This is a genomic window from Algoriphagus sp. NBT04N3 (assembly GCF_019443765.1).
GTDB lineage: Bacteria > Bacteroidota > Bacteroidia > Cytophagales > Cyclobacteriaceae > Algoriphagus > Algoriphagus ornithinivorans.
This window is the reverse complement of the sequence record NZ_CP048415.1, coordinates 3,567,042-3,588,966: the sequence shown is the minus strand read 5'-3', so window position 1 is coordinate 3,588,966 and position 21,925 is coordinate 3,567,042. Positions and strand designations below refer to the sequence as shown.

The window sequence follows — 21,925 nt, the reverse complement described above, 5'->3', positions numbered from 1 at the left end:
GGATTAACCAACCAAATAACTATTTGGAATTGATGATGAAAGTTCCGGAAACTGGCTCTCCATTGAGTCCAAGACCCCTCACTTCCACAATCATCGGGCCAGCTAGATCATTGGTGTAAAAACTGATATTCACTTTTCCGGATTCATCAGTTACTAGGTAAGGATTCCAGTAAAGTGTTTGTCTTTGATCCTTCCCGCTGAAATCTTTTTCTTGCTCATAATCCATGTAAAAGAAGGACTTGACAGGTTCATACCCTTCGATCACAAATTGGGACAAGCCTACTGTAGGCATCAAAGGGGATGAGATGTTTTGATTTCCTTCTTTGAGATAAACAGCTATTACTCCATTTCTTCCTTGATCACCAAGCATAGATACAGTTCTGGAAACGACCTCAATTCTATCAATATCATTGGGATTGATACTTCTAAGGTTGTCTGCCGCAGTTGAACTTCCTGTACTGGCCATGATTGCACCATTGATCATGACCAAGGGTTCCATCGAGCTGCTTACTGAAGTAGCTCCACCTCTCAAACGTATTTGTTGTCTTCCAGAGGCACCCTCTAGGGTTACCCGCATGCCCGGAACATTCCCTGCCAAGCTATTGACTAAATCAACTGAATTTCCGGTTGCCATGATTTTATCACCGCTAACCACATAGTCAGCATTTCCATAAATAGCCTCAATCTTGGTGGCTTTTTTATCTTCTACCAGTACAGGTTCCAATTCCTGTTCTCTTTCACGGAGATTTATTTCCCGGATAGGTGTATCACTTTTTTCAATCGTAGGAAATATGCTGTTTTTTGGCAAAGAGACAGGTGCATTTAGTTCCGGCTCCAACTGAATATTAGAGATGTTCTTTCCTTTTTTGTCCTGAGCCTGAATTGCAATTTTCATAGGACCGTAGAATTCCATTTCCTCCAAAGAAAAATCCCCATTTCGATCTGACTCTAGATCTACAATTCCTTCAAAATCATTGATGAAAACAGTAACCTGACTTTGTACTCCTTTTCCTTTTTCATCCAGGACTTTTCCTTTTTGGGTGAGGGATTTTTCTACTGGATAGGAAAAGCGATCAATTTTGATGCTCTCTGGAATCTCATCCAAGACTAAAGTCTGTTTGATTTTAGCAGGATCCTCCATAGGCGACACCAAACTTTGATCTAAAACTGATACTGATAAATTGGCTTGAATTGGCTTTTGATTTTTATCAGTAAGAGTCAATGTCAAGTTTACTTTTTCCCGAGGGCCATAGCTATTTTTAGGGGTATTGACCTGAATATATTCCGAGCCCAGGGTCAGTTCCCCTTTAGCGTTAAGTCTTTCAAAAGGGCCTAAAACAGGAAGGGTTTTAATGAAGTAATGATCCGGGCCGTAATTTTTATTCCAGTTGGTATAGGCTCTCAGGTAATATTTTTTCTCTGATAAACTATCTGGTAGGTAAAAATTTCCCACTACTACTCCATCAAAAATTTTGAATTTTTTCTCAATGACAAAGTCCCTAGTAGAATTCAATAATTCCACATGCAGAACTTTGCTCAATTCCTCTTTCAGGTAAGGATTTCCATACTTAAAGTAAGCCTTGAAAAACACCTCATCTCCAGCATAGTAATAAGGTTTATCCGTATGCAGGTAGACCTTCTCCTGAAAATTAGCTGCAGTTCTCTCTAAATTTTGAAGTTGAATAGCTTTCTCAGCGTCGTAATCTAAGGGTAGGATAGTAGCGATCCTTTTCCTATCCATATCTCCGGAGAAAACCAGGTCCTGTGGATTGAGAATTGATCCATTTTCCCGAACCCGAACTTTTCCTCCATTGACCTCCAGCCAGGATACCGGATATGGGGCATCTTTGTAGGTGTTGATTTGTGTATATCCTTTTTGATAATGAATCTCAATTCTGCCTTTCAGATTGATCCAATATTCCCCTGGCTTGTCAGCTGGCACCACCATTTGATCAGTTTTGTAAGGGATTACCGAGCGACCCAATTCATTCGCAAAAATATCTGAGCGCATGTTGAGAGAAGGAGAGCCTCCTGGTTTATCTCCATAAAGGAAAAAGCCTTCCCTTTCCTGCTCTCCATTGATGATAGCCCGGAACATGTTCTGAGGGGACTTTCTGTAGACGTCGGCACGGTTTTGTTCCCAAGTTTTGCGCTGGGTTTCCGATTCAGGTTTCATCTCCTCAAATCTCGCTGCGCCTGCTATCCGATAATTGGTTGGGGTATTGAAAAACTCTTTTAAGTCAAAAGTTATTTTATAGCCCAAGTAGTTGTTATTGATTTCCAAGGGTAATTGGGTGGAGGCCTTGAAGGTGTTTTTATCGCTCACTTCGGGGAAGTCTACCACCCAGGGATTTTCTATGATTGCCTGCGCAGCAATGGCATCATTTCCCAAGAAGAGATTTTGAAATTTCCTTAGATCCCTTTCCCAACTTTTATCTCTTTTCGCTTTGATTTCTACATCTGACAGCTCGGTTTCAAGGGCTTTCATACTTAGGTTGACAGTCAGGAGACCTCCAGGATTTAAATTGACTTTTTTGGTCTCTGCCTGATAGCCCATAAAGGAAAAGCTCAACTCCAAGGGTCCCGCTTCAAGATTTTCCAATAAATAAGCGCCATTCATATCTGTGACTGTAGAGATGGTGGTATTATTGATAAACACATTGCAAAACGGTAGTGTCTCCCCTGTGTCAGCGTCTTTGACAATGCCTTTGATACTGCCTGTTTGGGAATAGGTTAAGGAAGCATTTAGAATGAATAACAAAAATAGAATGAGTGGTTTTCCTGCCTTCATCTGATTTGTCGAAATTATTAGGTAAAGTTTAAAAGTAATTAGTTTGCTGATAATTATCTTTAAAAGAAATGAAAAAAAGCTCCAATTAGGAGCTTTTTTCTATTTCTTAGGTTTTTTAACATCTTCTAAATCGTCTCGATCTTTCAACTTTTTGTCTTCCACATTTTTATTCAAAAACTCGTTGATTTTATCGATAGGAAAGGAAGAATTAATCTCCCCGAATGAGTTGATTTCCATTTTGAAACCTTTCAGTTCATCGTGAACCTTTGGGTCTTCTTTTTTGGTTTTTTTCTTTTTAGCCATGACTTGAATTTTATCCTGCAACAGGAAGGCTTTCAATCGCAAACTTGATTCTAGTTGCTACTTCCTTAGCACCTAAGATAGCAAATATCTCCATCAAATCCGGTCCTGCACCTGCACCTGTGACCGCCAATCTTACTGCTTGCATAACTTTTCCCAACTTAACTTCCACAGCAGCGGCGGAATTTTCCAATAGGGACTTGGCGGTTGCCCCGTCAAAATCGCCAGAATGAGCCTCTATACTTCCTGCATAGTGCTCCAGTACTTTGACTGCATCTTCATTCCATTTTTTACTGGCTACCTGCTCGTCAAATGAGGTAGGAGCGATTAGCAAGAATTTATTTTCACTCCACATTTCAGACGCGAACGTTACCCGCTCTTTTGTCAAAGCAACGATAGCCTCTGCCTTTTCCTGAGAAAGCTCCATGCCATCCTTGGCTGCATCGGCAATTACCTGTGTAGCCAATTCTTGGTTAGATTTTGTACGGATGTATTGCTCATTAAACCATTTTGCCTTAGCGATGTCGAATTTTGTTCCGGCCTTACCGATTCTTTCTATGCTAAATGCTTCTATCAATTCTTCTTTGGAAAAAATCTCTCGCTCATCTCCGGGGTTCCATCCCAAGAATGCCAGGAAGTTTAATAGGGCTTCAGGAAGGTAGCCTTGCTCTCTAAAACCTGCAGCCGTTTCTCCGCTTTCCTTATTTTCCCAATTGAGTGGGAAAACAGGGAACCCTAACTTATCGCCATCTCTTTTGGATAATTTTCCATTACCATCTGGTTTCAGAAGGAGTGGCAGATGAGCAAATTCCGGCATGGAGTCTTCCCAACCGAAGAATTTATAAAGTAGCACGTGCAGTGGCGCAGAAGGTAGCCATTCTTCTCCTCTGATGACATGCGTAATGTCCATCAAATGATCATCCACGATGTTTGCAAGGTGATAGGTTGGCATCCCGTCAGACTTCATCAAAACCTTATCATCCAAAGTACTGGAATGAACCATTACCCATCCTCGAATCAGGTCATTCATTCTGACCTCTTCTTTTCGTGGGATTTTCACCCGAATGACATAAGGCTCACCTGATGCTAAGCGCTCTTTCACCTCTTCTTCAGAGAGCGTCAGAGAGTTTTTCATTTGGGTTCGGGTAATGCTGTTATACTGAGGGGTTACCACTCTTGCAGCTGTTAGTCTTTCCCTCATAGCTTCCAATTCCTCTGCTGTATCAAAAGCATAGTAGGCATGTCCCTTTTCCACTAAGTCCAAAGCGTACTGCATATAGTCAGCCTTTCGCTCAGATTGGCGATAAGGGGCTACCGAACCTGGATTCCATGGACTTTCATCTGGAGCTATCCCCAACCATTCCAAAGAGTCTTTGATGTATTCCTCTGCACCAGGAACAAATCTATTCTGATCTGTATCTTCTATTCTCAAGAGGAATTTACCTCCCGTTTTTTTGGCAAATAGGTAATTGTATAGGGCGGTTCTTACACCTCCAATATGCAAGGGCCCTGTGGGTGAAGGGGCAAATCGTACGCGAACTTCTCTACTCATGGAATTGTGTTTCTAGTCTGAAAACAGGCTATTTGATATAAAGTTTTTCAAATCAGGGTGCAAAGATAAGGATTTGTGGAGGATTGTAAGAGGGGTTGAGCTGAATGAAATGGAGGGCTGGCTTTTTCCTGTCTACAAATGGCTTTAAACCAAAAAAGGAACCCATTGCTGAGTTCCTTTTTTATGATTTCCGGAGAAGCTTAGTGCTTCACCTGGATTTTTTCCTTGATACGAGCAGCTTTACCCTGACGTCCTCTCAAGTAGAACAATCTAGCTCTTCTTACTCTACCTTGTCTCAATAGATCGATTTGCTCGATAGAAGGAGAAAGGATAGGGAAGATACGCTCTACACCGATACCGTTCGAGATTTTTCTTACTGTGAAAGTCTCACCATTGGTATTCGGGTTTTTACGCTGGATTACAGTTCCCTGGAACTGCTGGATTCTTTCCTTGTTACCTTCTTTGATACGTACGTGTACGTTGATGGTATCACCAGCTTTGAAAGAAGGGAATTTGGCTCTCGCCTCGCTGTATTCCGCTTCTACAATTTTCATTAGTTCGCTCATAGCTTCTATATTTTATGCTTTCGCTGTTTGGCCAACGCGTGGCTTATTCAATTACTTTTTGTTCGATTTCAAATCGCTTTCCCCTAATCCGGACTTGGCCCAAAGGTCAGGTCTTCGCTCACGGGTTCGGCGAACCGACGCTTCAAATCTCCATTCATTTATTTTGGCTTCATGCCCAGAAAGTAACACTTCCGGCACTTCCATTCCTTGCCATTCAGCAGGCCTGGTATAGACTGGTGGGGCTAACAGATTGTCCTGAAAGGAATCTGTCAAAGCAGAAGTCTCATCGTTTAAAACGCCCGGTAGGAGTCTGATCACTGCATCCGCTACTACAGCTGCTGCCAGTTCACCTCCTGAAAGGACGAAATCTCCGATACTGATTTCCTGAGTGATAAACCGCTCTCGAATTCGCTCATCCACACCTTTGTAGTGACCACAAAGGATCAGTAGATTTTGCTTCATCGATAGCGTATTTGCCATGGGCTGATCAAAAGTCTTGCCGTCAGGAGTCATATAGATGATTTCATCATATGTTCTCTCTTTTTGCAAAGCTTCTATGCAGTTGGCGATGGGTTCAATCATCATGACCATTCCCGCGCCGCCTCCAAAGGCATAATCGTCTACCTGCTTTTGCTTGCCAGTGGCATAATCCCGCAAATTGTGCACTCGAATTGTGGCTAGTCCTTTTTCCTCAGCTCTTTTTAGAATAGAGTGAGAGAAAGGCCCTTCCAATAATCCGGGAACAACGCTGATGATGTCAATGTGCATGCCTCAGTCTTCCAAATAAATGTCAAGTAAACCTTCGGGTAATCGGCAGTAAACTTTCTTTGCTGCCTTGTCCACCTTTTGAATGATGCCATCCTGAATTGGGATGAGCACTTCTTTGTTTTGGTGTTTTACTCCGAGGAGATCTTGGGTTTCCAGATCGTAGATGATTTCCACCGGACCGAGAAGTCCCTTGGTTTCATCCTCTACCTCAAACCCTATTAATTCATGGTAGTAATATTGATCGTCTGTTAGTTCGGGAAGTTCGCTAAGCGGAAGGTAAACTTCCGATCCTACCAAATGCTCCACCTGCTCTATGCGATCCAGCTCCTCAAATTTTGCCAAAGCTTTATTTCCTGGCTGTAAGACAAAGTGTTCCAAAAAGAATGGAACCAATCTGCCTTTTTGTTCGAGGAAAAGGTGCTCCAGATCTTCATAATCCTCTGGATAATCCACATCCAGCACCACAACTATTTCACCACGAAGTCCATGAACCTTGGCTACATAGCCTAATTGAAAGCATTGCTCCTTGTTCATGGGGAGATTCTTTATTAAGCTTCTGTTGCTTCGTCGCCTTCTGCGGAAGCTTCAGGAGCTGCTTCTTCGCTAGCTTCTTCAGCAGGAGCCTCAGCAGCAGCTGCAGCAGCTTTTGCTTCGTCTTCTCTAGCTTTGATAGCATCCAAACGAGCCTGGTTCTTAGCAGCTTCAGCTTCCAAAGCTTTCTTACGAGCTTCTTCTTTAGCCTTGCCGATAGAATCAACCTTGCCTGCGATTTTAGCGTCTTTTTCGTTCAACCAAGCTTCGAACTTCGCATCAGCTTGTTCTTGAGTGATTGCTCCTTTGATTACACCGATTTGAAGGTGTTTTTTCAGCATGACACCTCTGTAAGAAAGCATAGCTTTTACAGTGTCAGTTGGCTGAGCTCCGTTCAACAACCACTGTAGAGCACGCTCATTGTTGATGTTGATGGAAGCAGGGTTAGTGTTCGGATTGTAAGTACCGATTTTCTCGATGAAGCGTCCATCACGTGGAGCTCTTGCATCTGCGATAACCACGTCATAGATAGCCATTTTCTTTCTACCTCTACGTGCTAATCTGATTTTAACTGCCATAATTTAAATTGTGTTTGTTTAGTGGATGGAACCCGTCCATCCTAAATTTGGAGTGCAAAGATAGGGTAATTCCCTGTAATGCCATAAGTTGGGTCGAAATAATTTGCCAAAAAGTAGGGTTTTATTTTAACTTGCGTGACTTGAATTTAGATTCAAGGCTTGGCCCTGTAGTTCAACGGATAGAACAAGCGTTTCCTAAACGCTAGATCTAGGTTCGATTCCTAGCAGGGCTACTATATAACGGACCAGTGTACACGCCGCTGCGGGACTTAGAAGGCAGCGACTTTTCTTCCCGTAAAGCAGCTAAACTAATGAACTTCTGCCTGATATACAACAGTACCCGCAGTGGAGTGTACACAGTGTGTGTGCCTTGAATGGTGAATATAGACCAAAAAGATGGTCGTTCCAACGGGTGAAAGTCCCTTAAGCGCGGGAGTCGTTACCCGAAGCCAAGCAAGTGGCAAGGTGGTTTACCGTGAGGTATGCACTGAAGTAAGCCAGACTGCGGTGTCTGTACTGACGAAAAGGAACTCTATACTGAGGCTATGAGGCTGGATGAGGTAGCACATCATGCCGAAGTCCTAAGCTCTGGAAACAGAGATAAGCCAAAATAGTAGATAGAGCAGCGATAGACACAAGGATATTCATCTTACCGAGGGAGGTCTCTGGACGTCTGGAATGTCCAAGAGAAGTCAGCCGAGGTCATAGTAGTTATCGGAAACGAGCTGTAAATACTGCAGAGGTCTCACTGAATAACGAAGGACTGAACATTGAATCGCGTCCTAATTCGGATAGGAATCCCGCACATGCGAGATAGCCTATTCTTAAGCGGACAAGGAGAACAAAGTAATGATAGAAAGAGTACTTCAATCCAAAAACCTTTATAAAGCCTACCGTCAAGTAGTGGGTAATAAAGGCTCATCGGGAGTGGACGGTATGCAGGTGACCGAATTGAAGTCGTTTATCGACCAAGGCAGGACAGCTGTATTAACCGACATCCTGAAAAGGAGGTACGTACCTAAAGCTATCAGAGGGGTTGAAATCCCAAAGAGTAACGGAAAAACCAGATTACTCGGAGTCCCATGCGTAGTGGATAGATGGCTTCAACAGGCAGTTAGCCAGCAATTAGCCACCCGATTCGAATTAACTTTCGAAGAGGAGAGCCACGGTTTTCGACCCGGAAAGAACCTTCACGGAGCAGTAACACAAGCCCTGAAAAACATCAATGATGGCTATCAGGACATTGTGGACATTGACCTGAAAGGTTTCTTTGATGAGGTACAACACTACAAACTGCTTCAGTTAATCTACAATAGGGTAAAATGTCCCACAACTTTGTGGCTGATCCGAAAATGGCTGAGAGCACCAATCCAGATCAATGGAAAACTGCACAAACGCCGAAAGGGTATGCCACAGGGAAGTCCCCTGAGTCCATTGCTGTCCAATATATTATTGGACGAACTGGACAAGTACCTCAAAAGTAAAGGGTTGAAATTCGTGCGCTATGCCGATGACTTCAGTATCTATACTAAGTCCAAAGCATCCGCCCAAAAAGTAGGCAATGAAGTCTATCTGTTTCTGAAGAACAAACTGGATTTGCCTATCAACAAGGAGAAAAGCGGAATCCGAAGACCCTCTGACTTTGAGCTGCTAGGTCATGGCTTCGTGCCAACCTACAAAAAAAGGGGAAAAGGGCAAATACCAACTGATAGTGAAGAAGCAAAGCTGGGTAAACCTGAAACGTAAGCTCAAATGGATCACCAAGAAAACCCTGCCATACAGTTTTGAGGAAAGGCTTCAAAAACTCAATGAGGTATGGATGGGATGGGTAAACAATTACCGACTGGCCAGTATTCAGGGCCAAGCTCAAACAACTCGACGAGTGGCTGAGGAACCGACTCAGATATTGTATTTGGCACGACTGGAAGAAACCCGAGCGAAAACGTAAAAACCTAATCAGACTTGGAGTGGATCATGACCATGCTTACGCATGGAGCAGGACCAGAAAAGGAGGATGGGCTGTGGCCCAAAGTCCCATACTCGGAACAACAATTACGCTCTCTAGACTGAGAAGAAAAGGTTATCTAAGTATGCTGGACTATTACTCTAAATCAAAGCCTGAGATTCAATGAACCGCCGTATACGAGACCCGTACGTACGGTGGTGTGAGAGGCGCACCGTGGGCCTATGGCTCACGGCCGTCTACTCGATGTGTGCTGTGTAAGCTATGATAAAGATGAGGGCAGGCCCTCGGTGAGGGTTGTTTAGGAACACTCACCAAACCACTTCTATGATGCATCTGCGGTAACAATGATGTGTGAAGCGATAGAAGAAAAGGCTGTTTAAATGGTCAGGTAAGGATAGAAGAGATGAGCGAAAGCGAACCTTCCGATGAAGTGACGAAAAGACCAGTCGTTGTCAAAATCCGGTTTATATCGAGAGGCCGGAGATAAGTATAGAAGGTGCCTAATTTACTGTCTATACGGCAACCGTCATAAAGGGGCATGACTTCTATTCAGGCTTTATTGTGGAATCGCAGGAAGCCTATATGCTATGCCAAAAGGAAAACACAAGCAGGCAATACCTGTGAGTTGATTACTGATGAGTATATAGGTGACGGATGAAGTCGTAGTAGTGATGAAACTCCTGTAATGGGAGCGGAGCGAAGGGCTTCAATTATGCAGTTTTAATTTAAGAACAACTTAACTAGTTAAGGATGATTTTTAAAGAACAGACAAAGTCGGTACCAATTACCAAAGAGATGGTTTGGGAATCCTACAAGAAGGTAAAAAGTAATGGAGGTAGTGCAGGGATTGACCAGCAGAGCCTGTCGGAATTTGACAGGGTACGTTCCAAAGAACTGTACAAACTCTGGAACAGACTGGCTTCTGGAAGTTACTTTGCACCAGCGATAAAGCGGGTAACAATACCCAAGGCAGGGGGTAAGACCCGTCCTTTGGGAATTCCCACTGTAAGCGACAGGATTGCCCAACAGGTAGTAAAGACGTACCTAGAACCAAGGCTGGAATCAGTATTTGTGGACAATTCCTACGGATACCGCCCGAACAAAAATGCGCACACAGCAATCCAAAGCGTACAACAGAATGTACGTCGATACAGCTGGGTTATAGATTTGGATATACAGGAGTTCTTCGAAAATGTGAACCATGAGCTTTTGTTGAAAGCTTTGGAAAGACACGTTTCAGAGAAATGGGTATTGCTGTACATCAAAAGGTGGCTGGAAGCACCAGTCATACTTGAGGATGGTGCGGTCAAAGTATCCACGGGAAAAGGTACTCCTCAGGGAGGGTAATCAGCCCGCTTCTTGCCAATCTTTACATGCATTATTGTGTTGATAAATGGCTGGAGAAATTCCATCCATCCGTAATCATGGTTCGGTATGCTGATGACCTTATTATCCATTGCAGTAGCTATCAGGAAGCTGTCAGAACACTTACAGATTTGAAGGATCGTTTAGAAAAATGCGGCTTGAGAGCCCATCCCGAAAAGACGAAAATTGTTTACTGTAAGAAGGAAGGCAGAAATCTGAATGATTACCCTGTACAGTTTGACTTTCTGGGCTTTAGTTTTCAGCCCATGAGAAACAGATTAAGAAATGGGGAAGCTTTCTGCAATTTGATTGTAAGATGAGCCGAAAGTCCAAAGTGCGCATCAACGGAGAACTCCGAAAGCTCAATTTCCATAACAAAACCCAAAGGGGTATTCAGGATCTGGCCATATTGCTAAATCCAAAGATACGAGGGTGGGTTCAATACTATGGGAAGATAAGCCGAAGAAGTCTAAAACCGGTGTTCTATTATCTGCACCATCGATTGATCAGGTGGATTCTGAACAAGTACAAGAGCTTTAAAGGAAGCAAGGTCAAAGCAGTGAAATGGCTTAGACAAGTTACGGTCTCTTATCCAAACCTGTTCTACCATTGGGAACTGGGATACAAGTTAGTCTAACTTGATAGACTATAAACCGACTGCATAATAAGAGCCGTATGAATCGAGAGGTTCACGTACGGTTCTGTGAGAGGTTTAGGGGTGGAATTCCCCTTTACCTACTCGACTGCCAGTAGTGCTTTTGTTTTCACGCTACTTTAAATTCCGATTCATTCATTTCCACACTGAACTTAACCTTAGCTTTTAATGCTTGAAAAACTTTCAAAATTGTTTCGATGGTAACATTTTTTGTGCTCCGTTCCAATTTTGAGATTTGGGATTTTTGAACACCGATAAGTTCTCCAAGTTGTTCTTGTGTCAAGTTTCGTTCTTTCCGAACGGATTTTATCATTTCTCCGAGCAGTTCCATTCGTAGGTCAAATTCGTATTTGTCCCTTTCTGGAGTTCCTATTTTTCCAATGTCCCTGTCCTTAAGCTGCTCAAGGGTCATCATTTTCATTTTTTTATTTTTTGCTTCCATTGTTCTATTGTTCAAAATATTCTTTTCTAATCCTTTCAGCTTTTTCGATTTCTGCTTTCGGAACTTTATCAACTTTTTTCACGATTCCGTGTGTTGAAATGACAAGTGTTGCAGTTTTGTCAGTTTTGTCCCAAAAAGCGAAAAGTCGATATTGCAGTCCGCTATATTTTGTCCTGAACTCCCAAATTTCATCAGTCAGTTTTTTGAACAGCTTCGGGTCGAGTCCGAGTTTGGCCTTGTCAACGTTGTAGTAAATTTTTTGTCTTGTTTTTAAGTCCAACTTTTCTAAAAACTCGAGAGCATGTTCAAGAAAGATTACATCAAAATTTTTGTCCATTCAGATTTTCAATTCATTATACTGCACAAAGATAATAAAAGTTGAATTATATGGAAACTTTTGCGGTTTACTCACATTACTGGCAACTTGTTTATTTATGCACTTTTTGTAATTCTATTTACCATTTCTAGCTGCATAGATGCACCTTTAGTAATGTTATTCCATTTTACTGCCTAACGAATTCTCCCATTACCCAATTCGCTCGTGCGCCAGCGACTCTTGAACTAGTGCACGTTTTTCCCATCAGCTCATGAACACATTATAAATCAGGAGCTGTTTGATTTTTAAATGAAAAGGGAGTTGGAAATATTGCAGTCCTTACTTGCCATTCAAAATTAGGGGGACTCACAAACTCTCCAAGTTCCCAATAGTCGTCTATATTATTTGTCAAATGGATTCTTGTCTTATTCCAAAACTAAATTAAGAATTTCGTCCAAACTGTCTAGCGAACTCTGCACCTTTTTATTGGAAATCGAAAGAATGTGTATGTAAATCTCCATTGTTTTGTTTCTTTACCCATGACCAGGGCAATAGATAAAAACCCTCACCTACCTTCATTTTACAATATGTCAGATTTGATTTTTCGAACTTCCTCAAGATTGTTACGAAGTAGGTGTTGCCTGAAGGGATGAAGGTAAAATCACCTTGCAGTAAACCTTGCAATTAGAGATAGAATGGGGACGAATTTTACTGCAATAAAAATTTACAAACAATTGAAATACAGTTATTTGGAAAACCACCTAATAACAAGCGTTTCCTAAACGCTAGATCTAGGTTCTCCGCCCGGCTGAAGCCATTCGGACGGGGATTCCTGGCAGGGCTACAAAAAAACCTCAGAAGATATTTTCTGAGGTTTTTTTATTGTTTTTGAATATTGATTTATTGCAATCGCGCTTGAATCTCTTCAATCAATCCTTGGTATTTAATCATGATTCTTGACCAATCTCTAAATAGCTCATCATCCTTAACGGTAACCACCTCTTTCACCCTACTTGGATCATTAAGATCTGCCGCTTGACTGACTAATTTGACAGCATAGGCTAATTGGTCGGAGTTGCCTCCAGAACTCACAATAACTCTGGTTCTGATAACAGATGAATTGAAATTCTCTACCTGCCAAGAAGTGGTCAGATATCCTGTGTTAAAATCCACAGTTTCTAAAATGTCAAAATATCGGGTGACAATGGAGGATAATATTCTCCAAGCTTCTTCGGCGCTGTATGCTTTATTCACAGGTACAGTGATTCTGACATTTGCCAAATCTGAAGAAACCGAATTGTCGTAGGCTTGATCTCGAGCCATTTCAATAGCATCAGCTACAGGTGGTGTATTTCTATCTGTTTGATTGCAGTAGTCTTTGTAATATTTTACAAAACCATCTTTGGATACAATAACAGAAATACAACGACCTTTAGGTACTTTCAATTCGTAGGAACCTACACCTACACGCTGTCCCAAAACCTCAATCGCTGCATCTGTAGGAATAGTGGTGATTTTCACCAATCTTTCATCCAAAACAGCAGATTCTCTTACAGGAGGATCAGGGTCGATTCCAGGTTTGTTGCAATAAACTTTGGTGTACTCTACAAAGCCTTCTTTATTGACTTTTACAGTAACACAATCACCAGCCGGAACGATGATGTCTTGATTTCCTTTGCCCATAGGCATTCCGTTGAGGCTTACTTGCCCGTCTGCTGGCTGTACTTCCAGGCGAACCTGTCTATTTTTTAATTCGAAAAATTCTCGAACCGGAGGAGTCTCTCGCTCTGGTGAATTGTAATAGGTTTTGGTAACCGACGCAAAACCCGGCTTTTTAATTTCCAAAGTAGCAGAGCGGTCTTTGGGGATGGTCATGTAAATAGCTTTTGACCCGATTTTTCTACCATCTACAAATATCTCCGCATCAAAAGGCTCCACTGAGATATCTATTCTTCGGGTATCTAAAACGACATCTTGCGATTTATCCCATTTCAGGTCTTTATTGTACTCTTTGATGACTGGCTGATAGCCTGGTTTGGTAATTTTTATCCGATTCTTGGAGTTTTTTTCAAGCTTATACTCTATTGATCCCGTTCCTAACTCCTGCTTTTCGGAGTCATCGTAATCATTTAATAAGATAAATTTAGCATCAGAATGATTTGCTCTTATTTGAAGCTTTTGGCCTTGAGAAGAAAAAACAATAAAACCACAAATCAGAAAACTTAGTAGAAATTTAAAATTCATAGAAATTGAAAGGTTGGCGTTTAACTACTGCAAATAATTCAATTTGAATTATTTATGCAACCAATCAAAGGGTAGATTTATACAATTTCAGATCAATTATCCCCAATTTTTCTTCAAAAAGTTCAACCAATTGCCGTGCATGACTTTTTCTATGTCATTTTTCTCGAAACCCTTGTTCTTCAGCAGGTCTGGAATCTTGCTGAGATCAGCAATGCTTTCCAAATCCCAAGGACATTGCTCTTTGCCAAATCCTCCATCCAGATCAGAACCTATTCCTATGTGGTCAGCATTTCCGGCAAGTTGACAGATATGGTCCAAATGATCCAAAACTGTAGTAATTCTCACATCCCGCTCAACTGGAGTAGATTTTCCCCTTTCCCAGTTGGGGCTAAGCATCCAGGCATCAAATGCTCCTCCTATCACTGCTCCCCGCTCTATCAAAGCCTGAATCATATCATCTGAAAACTGGCGGTTATGATCCACCAAGGCCCGGCAATTGTTGTGGCTGGCCCAGACAGGTCCCTTAAATATTTTCAAGGCCTCCCAAAATGCTTCGTCACATAAATGCGTGGCATCTAAGATCATCCCCAACTCATCCATTTTTTTAAGTAAATCTTTCCCTTGAGAATTGAGTGGGGCAGAAGCATCAGTTCCATGTGCATAGCGTCCGGGGCCGTAATGAGCTGGCCCGATTGCACGCAATCCATAATCGTAGGCTTTTTCCAAATAATCCAAATTGACCAGGGAGTCTGCACCTTCCAGAGAAAGTATAAAGCCTATTGGGTGCTTGCTTTTATCTGTTGCAGCATTCCAACTCGCCAGGTGAGCCTCTAATTCTTTCCAATTTTTGATTTGGGACATTTCACCTTGGTCAACCATCGCTTGGTACCATGCAAATTGTCCCTGTGTATGAGCCCAAGCCTGCTCTGGGGAATGCCAACCAGGCAAGGGATTTTCTGGAGCGACATAGCGGGCAATTTGGGTTGCTACGACCAAACCTATATTTCCTTTCCTCAACTCCGGAAGGGAGACAGTCGCACGGCCTCTGTCGGGTTTGTCATTCAGTCCTTTTTCTATGGTATTAATTTCTGAGATTGGTCGAGTCAAATCTCTGTTCCACTCCAAAGCATTCATGCTCAGGTCTAAATGTGCGTCAAGAATAAACATGTTTAAAAGCTTTGAAGGATGAATACAGTCGGGATCTTATGCAGTTCAATAGGGTTCTTTTTCCAGTCCGCAATGGTCTTGGTTTGGATCAGTTCATCAGCAGCGGTCAGATTTTTGGCAATGCACAATTTGGTTTGAGGAGAAAGGGAGGCCAATGCATCTTCCAGCAATTGATTGTTGCGGAAGGGTGTTTCCATAAAAATCTGGGCTCTATGCTCTTTTGCTGACTCTGCTTCCAGTTTTCTCAGAGCATGATTTCTTTCTTTTTTGTCTATGGGTAAGTATCCGTGAAAAGCGAATGACTGACCGGAAAAACCTGAGCCCATCAAGGCCAAAAACATGGAACTTGGCCCTGATAGGGGAACCACCTGAATTCCCCTGGTATGGGCATGAGCCACTGCCAAAGCTCCTGGGTCTGCGATTCCCGGACATCCAGCTTCAGAAATAATTCCAATATCGGCACCTTTGAAAAGGGGTTGCAGCAATCGGTTGATGCTCTCCGGCGCGGTACTTTTATCCAAGATTTCCATATGGACTTCCTCCAAGTTTACGCCCAATTTCAAACTGGAGATATAGCGACGGGCGGTTCTGAGATTTTCAACCAGAAAAACTTTGGTATGAGCGATCACCTCTTTCACTTGGGGAGTAATGACCGCATCTGCCGTATTTTCTGCGAGTACATTGGGGATCAAAAAAAGTTTTCCTTGGGGCATCTTGAATTTGATTTTAGACAACGAAGTTAAAATTTAAAAAGCAAAATCATTACCTTTTGATTGGATCAGACCAAATCAGATGCTTATGAATTTTAAAACCCAGCTCTTCCTTGTTTTTTTCCTGATTTCAGGCAATTTGTTTCCCCAAAATCTAAAAGCCCTCGTAGGAGGCACGCTAATCGACGGTTTTGGAGGTGCGCCCATCCGTAATTCGGTGATCCTCATCGAAAGTGAGGGGATAAAAGTAGTGCTCGAAGTGGAAAAGTTATCGTGAGTTGCCCCGGGTGCAACCCACGATAGCTATTGGTTTGATGATTTTTATTCGATGATGATTTGCTCCCTCGTGAGCTCTCCATCGACCACCACATGGATAAAGTAGATTCCTTTTTGAAGATTCGAAACTTCAAACGTTATTTTCCCGGCTACCCTTGTTCCTAGTGCAATTTCTCTGCCTTCCTTATCCAATAATACTGCTGACTCGATGACCGGGACTTCTTCTGTCATGGCATTTTTGTCGATTGCCATCATTTCTACACTAAACTGATCTTTGGCTGGATTGGGATAGATTACCATGGAAAATGAGCTGGTACAGCCAAAGGTTTTCTTACTTAAGAAGAAATTAGCATTGGCCCCCTGCCCGCATGCGTTGGATGCACGAACGGATATGGTCAGGGAGTTGGAATAGTTTTGAGGATAGGTAAAATCCAGCGTGTTCGTCCCGACAAAATGAGGGATGCCGGATGGTACTGTCCAGGTGGCATTTCCCGGATTTCCTCCCACCGGGGTGACATTTAGCCAGTGATTTCCGGGACAGAGTTGGACGTTCATCCCCGTGAAATAGGACATATTATTCACCCGCATATTGGTGATCTGAGGAGTTCCTACCCAAATGGATCGCTGAATCTGTAAATTACCACATGGAGAAGTTAAAGTGTATGTCAATGTGGCCTGTCCTGAACTGCCTGATGAGTTAAGATTAGCTGTTGCCCCGCTCCCCGAAGTACTTCCTGTAAACAAGCTTGTTGGGTTAACCGACCAGGTAACCATTGCCCCTGCCGGCACATTTTGTAAGGTGAAATTTGCAGACAAACACATTAAATCATTTCCCGTAATTGGAGGAAGTGCTTGCTGTAATGCTGCCAATGCATTGACTCTTCCAAATCCAAATGTATTGTCAAATCCTGCTGCACCCATATCTGTCGCTGTGTTTTGTAGGATTGTTCGAACTTGGTTTTCCGTCAAACCTGCATTAACAGAAAGCATTAAGGCTGCTACCCCTGATACTTGGGGAGCTGCGGCTGAAGTCCCACCAAAAGTGTCTGTATAATTTCCATTGTTGTAGCCAAGATTACCCATTCTGTCTGTGGTGACGAGATCACCTGCATCGCCTACATTTCCCGAAGGCGCAACCAAGTCCATTTGAGGTCCCCGGCTACTATAGTTCCATATGTTTCCATTTCTGTCTATAGCCCCGACCGCGATCACCCCGTTGACATTAGCGGGAAATGTCACTCCACTAAAGTTTTGGTGAAAATTGCCTGAAGCAAACACAACTATACTCCCTAAACCACCTCTTCCCAATGTTCTTGCCCTGTTGATAGCAAATGTAATTGCATCAAAATTAACCCCTTGGTTTGTAAACCCCCATGAATTACTAAGGACCTCTGCATTTCCTTCATTCCAAGCCCAATCAATTGCATTTCTTAAATCGTCAATATCTTCGTTAAAAAATACTTCTTGGTTAAAAACAAACCAATCATTAAAGATATTAATGGGAATGATGTTAGTACAAGGAGCCACTCCAACGACTCCTAAATTATTATTATGAGTGGCTGAGATTATTCCAGCGCAAGCTTGCCCATGTCCTATGGTATATAAATCAGCGGGAGGGATTGGATTTGTTGGAGCTCCAAACCCATTATTATTAGTTGGGGTAAAGCCTTCAAGAACTCTTCCCTGAATATCCTCATGATTCTCCACACCGTCGTCAATAACCGCAACTCTTACTGGTCTCAGACCTCTGGAAATTCCCCATGCTTGTGGTACATTTATATCAATATTGTTTCCTTGATTTAAATAATACTGTTCTTGATAAAGAGGATCGTTTGGAACTGCTTGGAATTTCTTGATAGTGGCCTTAAAATTTGGGTGACTGTAGTTAACCAAACCACTCTCATAAATCAGGTTGGCAGTACCAATGACCTTGTCCCAATCCTTTAACACTATCTTATAAGAATCGTATTTTTCTTCCTCATAGGATATTACCTCTCTTCCAATAAGGTTGAGTACACTATCAATTGATATTTCAGATTTTAACTCAATTAAAATCTCCCCGTTTATAAACATTGGTAATCTATCGGACTGAAACAAATGCCCGAAAGCAGCATTCTCAATTTCTGGAAACAGAGAAGCAACCTTATTGATGTCTAACTGATCTTTATCTGATTTAATGATCATTTCCTCCTTATTAACTCGGCTTGGAAAACAAGAGAAGCCTGCATTTTGAACCTTTGAGGTCAATATTGGCAGGTTAGTACCCTGCTTTACCTTAACCAGCAATGAGGTCTTATCAATGGCTAAGGCAATTTTTTCACCACCTGACCAATAATAGTATTCTTCCCGCGTTACTGAAGACATCACTGAAAGGAATAAAATAATTCCTAAAAAGAATAGAAAGCTTTTCATATTAGGGACAATTTTCAACTGAATATTCAATTAGAACAATTTTGGGTACTGGAAGAGGTGCAATATTAGCGGGGCAGATAAGATTGGAAAAACCACCATCTCTTTCTTCAGAATATATCCTAAACCTGAAAAAAATTTCGCCATCAGGGATCCTCCCCCCAGGTATTTGAACAATATTATCATATGTTTCTCCCATCCAATCTGTTGTTTTACCTATCCCATTATGGGAAAGGACTTGGGTAACATTTAAATTTAAACAGCTTATATAACCAATAACTCGTCCCTCCACACAGTCTGTCAAGGAGTCGTCTTCACAAGCAAAAAAAACAAAGCCTGTTAAAAACATTAGAATACTCTTATTCAGGGTTTTCATATCTTCCAAATTTAGTTTTAAGACGTTCTTTTAAATGATTTCGTTACAAGCAAGAGAGGAAAAAGCAAAAGAATTGAAAAAAAAGAACCCTATCAAAGCTGTGTTTGGAGAATCATTCCTCTGAAGCAGACCCCTGCTCAGGAAAAGGCCAATTCATGGTCGGTAGTAATACGGCCAGAAGCAGGCTTGACCTTTCGGGCTTCCGAATATTCCAAGTTTACGGCTAGGTTCCAATATGGAGTCGGAATTGGCCAACCCTTAATCGTTCAGGAATTCAAAAATTTTCAACTGGAGGGAAATCTCTCCAATTCCAGACATGAACTTAAGGGAGATTTTTGGTCCATCCAGCTAGGATATCAGATCCTTTTGAAGTAAAAACCGAATGTATACAATTACCCAAAAGCTATTAGAAAATCGGACTGTTTTTTGAAAGTCTCGGGAGAGGCAAGATGATTGTATTAGACCTGACGGGTTTTAAAACTTGACAGGTGTTTTTACAATTTCTTGGCTAATGATGATTACCTCAATTCATATAAGTTTTGTACCTTTTTGGTTCTTATTTCCACCGATCTTATGAAGTCCACCAAATTTCTTTCTCTCTTATTTCTCATCATTTCTTTTCATTCATCTGCCCAAAACCTCAAAGCCCTGGTCGGTGGCACCCTGATCGACGGATTCGGAGGTACGCCGATTCGTAATTCGGTCATCATTGTCGAAGGAGAGCGGATCAAGGCTGTGGGGCAAGTGGGAAGTTTGGAGATTCCGGCAGGGGCCGAAATTATCTCAACTGAAGGAATGAGTGTCCTTCCCGGGCTTTGGGATATGCACGTTCACTTGATGATTAATGGGCACAGCGATTACGCACATTGGGACAGCACCTACATTGATCTTTTTGAGCCCGTTATTATGCCATCCTCCGCCCATCAGTTGCTGATGGCTGGAGTGACCAGCGCCAGGGATTTAGGTGCCCCTTTGGAAGCAAGTATTAATGTACGAGACCGAATCAATCGGGGTGAAATTCCAGGTCCCACTATTTACGTTTCCGGGCCATTTATCCAAAAGAAGCCTTATCCAGGAACTGAAGCATTTAGATGGGGAGTAAACGGTCCTGCGGATGCACGGGCAAAAGTGAAAAAATTGGCCGACGCCGGTGTGGATGTAATTAAGCTTATTGATCAGGATCAGATGACCTTGGAGGAAGCACAAGCCGTGGTTGATGAAGCCCACAAATATGGGCTTCCGGTGGTGGGGCACTCCCATAGACCGGATGAAATTCGAGTCGGGTTAAAGATAGGAGTGGACTGCTTCGAGCATACGGGGCTCAGTTCGGCTCCTGAATATCCGGAAGATATTATGCAGCTATTGAAGGAACGTGCTGCCAAGATGAATTTGGGACCCATTTTCTGGACCCCTACCGTAGAAGGCTTGTACAATTACGAATATGTACGGGATAATCCCGAAAAACTGGATGATCCCTCTTGGCACCTGGGTTTGCCTGATTCGATTATCAGAGATATCCGGGCATCCTTACGCTATCCGGGTAGAATGTCCTATTTCCAGCTGACGCCTGTAAGAAAACCAACCTTGGAACGGAAATTCAATCAACTCCGACAAAGCGGAGCGGTTCTTTTGATCGGAACAGACAGTGGCATCCCCATGAAATTTCATAGCCAAAGTACCTGGAATGAGCTGGATGTTTGGGTGAATCACTTCGGCATGGATCCCCTCCTAACAATCAAAGCTGCTACTTATTGGCCTGCTGTGGCGATGAAAGTGGACAAGGACTATGGCACAATCTCCGAAGGAAAATATGCCGACATCATCGCTGTGCGAGGGGATGTGCTTCGATATATCAACCTGCTACAGGATGTGGATATGGTGATGAAGCATGGACGAAAGGTGAAGTGAAAGTCAGAAAGCTCAAATGAGAAAGCTGAAACAAAACTCAATCAAGACCTTTAAAGTTAATTCAAGAATCTTCTGACTTCCTGAATTACTGCTTCTGGCTTCTCTGCGTGTAACCAATGCCCTGCATCCTGTACAAATTCGATTTGATAGTTGGGAAAATGCTCCAAGATATCCGGTAGGTCTTCCTGCCGAATGTAGTTTGAATTGGATCCTCCCAGAAATAGGGTAGGGCCTTCGTATTTTCCATCGGAGTCCAACTCTTCACCTACTTCTTCTATATTTTCAGTGATCACAGGAAGATTGATTTTCCAGACAAAACCTTCACTGTTTCTACCCAGACTTTTCAATAAAAATTGACGGATGCCTACTTCATCAATATACTTTGCCAACTGATCATCAGCCTCTTTTCTGGATTTGATTTGATCTAATTTGATGGAATTAAGCCCTTCTAAAATAGTTTGATGATGGACTTCATAATATCTGGGTGCAATATCGGCTACGATTAATCGATCCACCCGTTCAGGATACTCCACTGCAAAGTTCATGGCAGTTTTTCCTCCCATGGAATGACCCATAAGGTAGATTTTATCCAAGCCTTCCTCATCTATTAGCTCCTTCAAATCTTCCACCATGACCTCGTAATTCCATTCCTCCGAGTGCGGGGAATCTCCATGATTTCTTTGATCCACGAGATACAGTGTAAAGTCTTTCTCCAGTTCTTTGGCAATTGAAAACCAGTTGTCCGCAGAACCAAATAGCCCATGAAGAATCACCAAAGGTTTACCTGTGCCTGTTTTCTTAAAGTTTAATTTCATCTGTTTATAATTTGTTTTTCAAAGGTCAGATGGAATCTTCGCATTGGTTCTCCGATACATCTGGGCGTCTCTCTGCGTATCACTTTGGGCATGCTCGATTTCATCTATTTTAATTTTCAATGAGAATATTCACCTTCATCTAAAACTCATCAAGTAATGGAGGCGCTTTTTACTCTGAAAGTATACAACT

Annotated in this window: 21 protein-coding genes, 1 tRNA gene and 1 pseudogene; 8 read left to right on the top strand and 15 right to left on the bottom strand. The window is 42.3% G+C overall.

Annotated features, from left to right (window positions below):
- Positions 1 to 19: 19 nt before the first annotated feature.
- The 7 genes from GYM62_RS15695 to GYM62_RS15665 form a co-directional block, all read right to left on the bottom strand.
- Positions 20 to 2,791: a TonB-dependent receptor gene (locus GYM62_RS15695; protein ID WP_219957098.1), complete on the bottom strand. Its 2,772-nt coding sequence runs from the start codon at positions 2,789 to 2,791 to the stop codon at positions 20 to 22.
- 99 nt (positions 2,792 to 2,890) lie between these two features.
- Entirely contained in the window at positions 2,891 to 3,094 is a 204-nt protein-coding gene (locus GYM62_RS15690; RefSeq protein WP_219957097.1) for a hypothetical protein, read from the bottom strand.
- A 10-nt stretch (positions 3,095 to 3,104) separates the two neighbouring features.
- A complete protein-coding gene (gltX, locus tag GYM62_RS15685; RefSeq protein WP_219957096.1) occupies positions 3,105 to 4,643 on the bottom strand; it encodes a glutamate--tRNA ligase in 1,539 nt (512 codons plus the stop codon).
- A gap of 200 nt (positions 4,644 to 4,843) precedes the next feature.
- A complete protein-coding gene (gene rplS / locus GYM62_RS15680; RefSeq protein WP_091652338.1) occupies positions 4,844 to 5,209 on the bottom strand; it encodes a 50S ribosomal protein L19 in 366 nt (121 codons plus the stop codon).
- 51 nt (positions 5,210 to 5,260) lie between these two features.
- Positions 5,261 to 5,977 (bottom strand): tRNA (guanosine(37)-N1)-methyltransferase TrmD, encoded by a 717-nt coding sequence (gene trmD, locus GYM62_RS15675; protein WP_091652340.1) that lies wholly within the window; start codon positions 5,975 to 5,977, stop codon positions 5,261 to 5,263.
- A gap of 3 nt (positions 5,978 to 5,980) precedes the next feature.
- A complete protein-coding gene (gene rimM, locus GYM62_RS15670) occupies positions 5,981 to 6,511 on the bottom strand; it encodes a ribosome maturation factor RimM (protein WP_219957095.1) in 531 nt (176 codons plus the stop codon).
- A 14-nt stretch (positions 6,512 to 6,525) separates the two neighbouring features.
- Complete coding sequence (locus tag GYM62_RS15665; protein ID WP_091652347.1) at positions 6,526 to 7,086, bottom strand: 30S ribosomal protein S16; 561 nt, start codon at positions 7,084 to 7,086, stop codon at positions 6,526 to 6,528.
- Positions 7,087 to 7,247: 161 nt separating this feature from the next.
- Between GYM62_RS15665 and GYM62_RS15660 the strand changes: the two genes are divergently transcribed.
- The 6 genes and pseudogenes from GYM62_RS15660 (at position 7,248) to GYM62_RS21075 (ending at position 11,054) form a co-directional block, all read left to right on the top strand.
- Positions 7,248 to 7,319: transfer RNA gene (locus GYM62_RS15660), tRNA-Arg, on the top strand.
- Positions 7,320 to 7,935: 616 nt separating this feature from the next.
- The gene (ltrA, locus tag GYM62_RS15655; protein WP_255590353.1) at positions 7,936 to 8,832 is read left to right on the top strand and encodes a group II intron reverse transcriptase/maturase; all 897 of its coding nucleotides are present in this window, start codon (positions 7,936 to 7,938) and stop codon (positions 8,830 to 8,832) included.
- Positions 8,798 to 9,034 (top strand): group II intron maturase-specific domain-containing protein, encoded by a 237-nt coding sequence (locus tag GYM62_RS21095; RefSeq protein WP_255590404.1) that lies wholly within the window; start codon positions 8,798 to 8,800, stop codon positions 9,032 to 9,034. Before ltrA (GYM62_RS15655) ends, GYM62_RS21095 begins: the two co-directional genes overlap by 35 nt.
- Before the next feature lie 19 nt (positions 9,035 to 9,053).
- Positions 9,054 to 9,218: a hypothetical protein gene (locus tag GYM62_RS21090; protein WP_255590402.1), complete on the top strand. Its 165-nt coding sequence runs from the start codon at positions 9,054 to 9,056 to the stop codon at positions 9,216 to 9,218.
- Between the two features lie 584 nt (positions 9,219 to 9,802).
- Positions 9,803 to 10,737, top strand: a pseudogene (ltrA, locus tag GYM62_RS21175) (group II intron reverse transcriptase/maturase).
- A complete protein-coding gene (locus GYM62_RS21075) occupies positions 10,734 to 11,054 on the top strand; it encodes a group II intron maturase-specific domain-containing protein (RefSeq protein ID WP_255590341.1) in 321 nt (106 codons plus the stop codon). The pseudogene ltrA (GYM62_RS21175) and the gene GYM62_RS21075 overlap by 4 nt, the downstream one beginning before the upstream one ends.
- 127 nt (positions 11,055 to 11,181) lie before the next feature.
- On the opposite strand, the gene GYM62_RS15645 is transcribed toward GYM62_RS21075, so the two are convergent.
- From GYM62_RS15645 to GYM62_RS15625, 5 genes are all read right to left on the bottom strand, one after another.
- The gene (locus GYM62_RS15645; RefSeq protein ID WP_255590399.1) at positions 11,182 to 11,514 is read right to left on the bottom strand and encodes a helix-turn-helix domain-containing protein; all 333 of its coding nucleotides are present in this window, start codon (positions 11,512 to 11,514) and stop codon (positions 11,182 to 11,184) included.
- Positions 11,515 to 11,518: 4 nt separating this feature from the next.
- Positions 11,519 to 11,851, bottom strand: a complete 333-nt coding sequence (locus GYM62_RS15640; protein ID WP_219957094.1) for a type II toxin-antitoxin system RelE/ParE family toxin — start codon at positions 11,849 to 11,851, stop codon at positions 11,519 to 11,521.
- 879 nt (positions 11,852 to 12,730) lie between these two features.
- A complete protein-coding gene (locus GYM62_RS15635; protein WP_219957093.1) occupies positions 12,731 to 14,074 on the bottom strand; it encodes a hypothetical protein in 1,344 nt (447 codons plus the stop codon).
- Between the two features lie 96 nt (positions 14,075 to 14,170).
- Positions 14,171 to 15,241: a dipeptidase gene (locus GYM62_RS15630; RefSeq protein ID WP_219957092.1), complete on the bottom strand. Its 1,071-nt coding sequence runs from the start codon at positions 15,239 to 15,241 to the stop codon at positions 14,171 to 14,173.
- Positions 15,242 to 15,243: 2 nt separating this feature from the next.
- The gene (locus GYM62_RS15625) at positions 15,244 to 15,954 is read right to left on the bottom strand and encodes an SAM-dependent methyltransferase (protein WP_219957091.1); all 711 of its coding nucleotides are present in this window, start codon (positions 15,952 to 15,954) and stop codon (positions 15,244 to 15,246) included.
- 85 nt (positions 15,955 to 16,039) lie between these two features.
- Between GYM62_RS15625 and GYM62_RS15620 the strand changes: the two genes are divergently transcribed.
- Complete coding sequence (locus tag GYM62_RS15620) at positions 16,040 to 16,228, top strand: hypothetical protein (protein ID WP_219957090.1); 189 nt, start codon at positions 16,040 to 16,042, stop codon at positions 16,226 to 16,228.
- A gap of 44 nt (positions 16,229 to 16,272) precedes the next feature.
- Here GYM62_RS15620 and GYM62_RS15615 read toward each other — a convergent pair whose 3' ends face one another.
- Both GYM62_RS15615 and GYM62_RS15610 read right to left on the bottom strand, forming a co-directional pair.
- A complete protein-coding gene (locus tag GYM62_RS15615) occupies positions 16,273 to 18,639 on the bottom strand; it encodes a S8 family serine peptidase (RefSeq protein ID WP_219957089.1) in 2,367 nt (788 codons plus the stop codon).
- A 1-nt stretch (position 18,640) separates the two neighbouring features.
- On the bottom strand, positions 18,641 to 19,012 hold the full coding sequence (locus GYM62_RS15610; protein ID WP_219957088.1) for a hypothetical protein: 372 nt from the start codon (positions 19,010 to 19,012) through the stop codon (positions 18,641 to 18,643).
- 573 nt (positions 19,013 to 19,585) lie between these two features.
- On the opposite strand from GYM62_RS15610, the gene GYM62_RS15605 reads away from it, so the two are divergent.
- Positions 19,586 to 20,920 carry an amidohydrolase family protein gene (locus tag GYM62_RS15605; RefSeq protein ID WP_219957087.1) on the top strand — a complete coding sequence of 445 codons (1,335 nt, stop codon included), beginning with the start codon at positions 19,586 to 19,588 and terminating at the stop codon, positions 20,918 to 20,920.
- A gap of 56 nt (positions 20,921 to 20,976) precedes the next feature.
- Here the strand turns inward: GYM62_RS15605 and GYM62_RS15600 are convergent, their stop codons facing one another.
- Entirely contained in the window at positions 20,977 to 21,735 is a 759-nt protein-coding gene (locus tag GYM62_RS15600) for an alpha/beta fold hydrolase (protein ID WP_219957086.1), read from the bottom strand.
- Positions 21,736 to 21,925 lie beyond the last annotated feature (190 nt).

What these genes read in the sequence shown, in the direction of transcription:
- GYM62_RS15695 (WP_219957098.1), bottom strand. Translation starts at nt 2,791, where the DNA reads ATGAAGGCAGGAAAACCACTCATTCTATTTTTGTTATTCATTCTAAAT.
- GYM62_RS15690 (WP_219957097.1), bottom strand. Translation starts at nt 3,094, where the DNA reads ATGGCTAAAAAGAAAAAAACCAAAAAAGAAGACCCAAAGGTTCACGAT.
- gltX (WP_219957096.1), bottom strand. Translation starts at nt 4,643, where the DNA reads ATGAGTAGAGAAGTTCGCGTACGATTTGCCCCTTCACCCACAGGGCCC.
- rplS (WP_091652338.1), bottom strand. Translation starts at nt 5,209, where the DNA reads ATGAGCGAACTAATGAAAATTGTAGAAGCGGAATACAGCGAGGCGAGA.
- trmD (WP_091652340.1), bottom strand. Translation starts at nt 5,977, where the DNA reads ATGCACATTGACATCATCAGCGTTGTTCCCGGATTATTGGAAGGGCCT.
- rimM (WP_219957095.1), bottom strand. Translation starts at nt 6,511, where the DNA reads ATGAACAAGGAGCAATGCTTTCAATTAGGCTATGTAGCCAAGGTTCAT.
- GYM62_RS15665 (WP_091652347.1), bottom strand. Translation starts at nt 7,086, where the DNA reads ATGGCAGTTAAAATCAGATTAGCACGTAGAGGTAGAAAGAAAATGGCT.
- ltrA (WP_255590353.1), top strand. Translation starts at nt 7,936, where the DNA reads ATGATAGAAAGAGTACTTCAATCCAAAAACCTTTATAAAGCCTACCGT.
- GYM62_RS21075 (WP_255590341.1), top strand. Translation starts at nt 10,734, where the DNA reads ATGAGCCGAAAGTCCAAAGTGCGCATCAACGGAGAACTCCGAAAGCTC.
- GYM62_RS15645 (WP_255590399.1), bottom strand. Translation starts at nt 11,514, where the DNA reads ATGGAAGCAAAAAATAAAAAAATGAAAATGATGACCCTTGAGCAGCTT.
- GYM62_RS15640 (WP_219957094.1), bottom strand. Translation starts at nt 11,851, where the DNA reads ATGGACAAAAATTTTGATGTAATCTTTCTTGAACATGCTCTCGAGTTT.
- GYM62_RS15635 (WP_219957093.1), bottom strand. Translation starts at nt 14,074, where the DNA reads ATGAATTTTAAATTTCTACTAAGTTTTCTGATTTGTGGTTTTATTGTT.
- GYM62_RS15630 (WP_219957092.1), bottom strand. Translation starts at nt 15,241, where the DNA reads ATGTTTATTCTTGACGCACATTTAGACCTGAGCATGAATGCTTTGGAG.
- GYM62_RS15625 (WP_219957091.1), bottom strand. Translation starts at nt 15,954, where the DNA reads ATGCCCCAAGGAAAACTTTTTTTGATCCCCAATGTACTCGCAGAAAAT.
- GYM62_RS15620 (WP_219957090.1), top strand. Translation starts at nt 16,040, where the DNA reads ATGAATTTTAAAACCCAGCTCTTCCTTGTTTTTTTCCTGATTTCAGGC.
- GYM62_RS15615 (WP_219957089.1), bottom strand. Translation starts at nt 18,639, where the DNA reads ATGAAAAGCTTTCTATTCTTTTTAGGAATTATTTTATTCCTTTCAGTG.
- GYM62_RS15610 (WP_219957088.1), bottom strand. Translation starts at nt 19,012, where the DNA reads ATGAAAACCCTGAATAAGAGTATTCTAATGTTTTTAACAGGCTTTGTT.
- GYM62_RS15605 (WP_219957087.1), top strand. Translation starts at nt 19,586, where the DNA reads ATGAAGTCCACCAAATTTCTTTCTCTCTTATTTCTCATCATTTCTTTT.
- GYM62_RS15600 (WP_219957086.1), bottom strand. Translation starts at nt 21,735, where the DNA reads ATGAAATTAAACTTTAAGAAAACAGGCACAGGTAAACCTTTGGTGATT.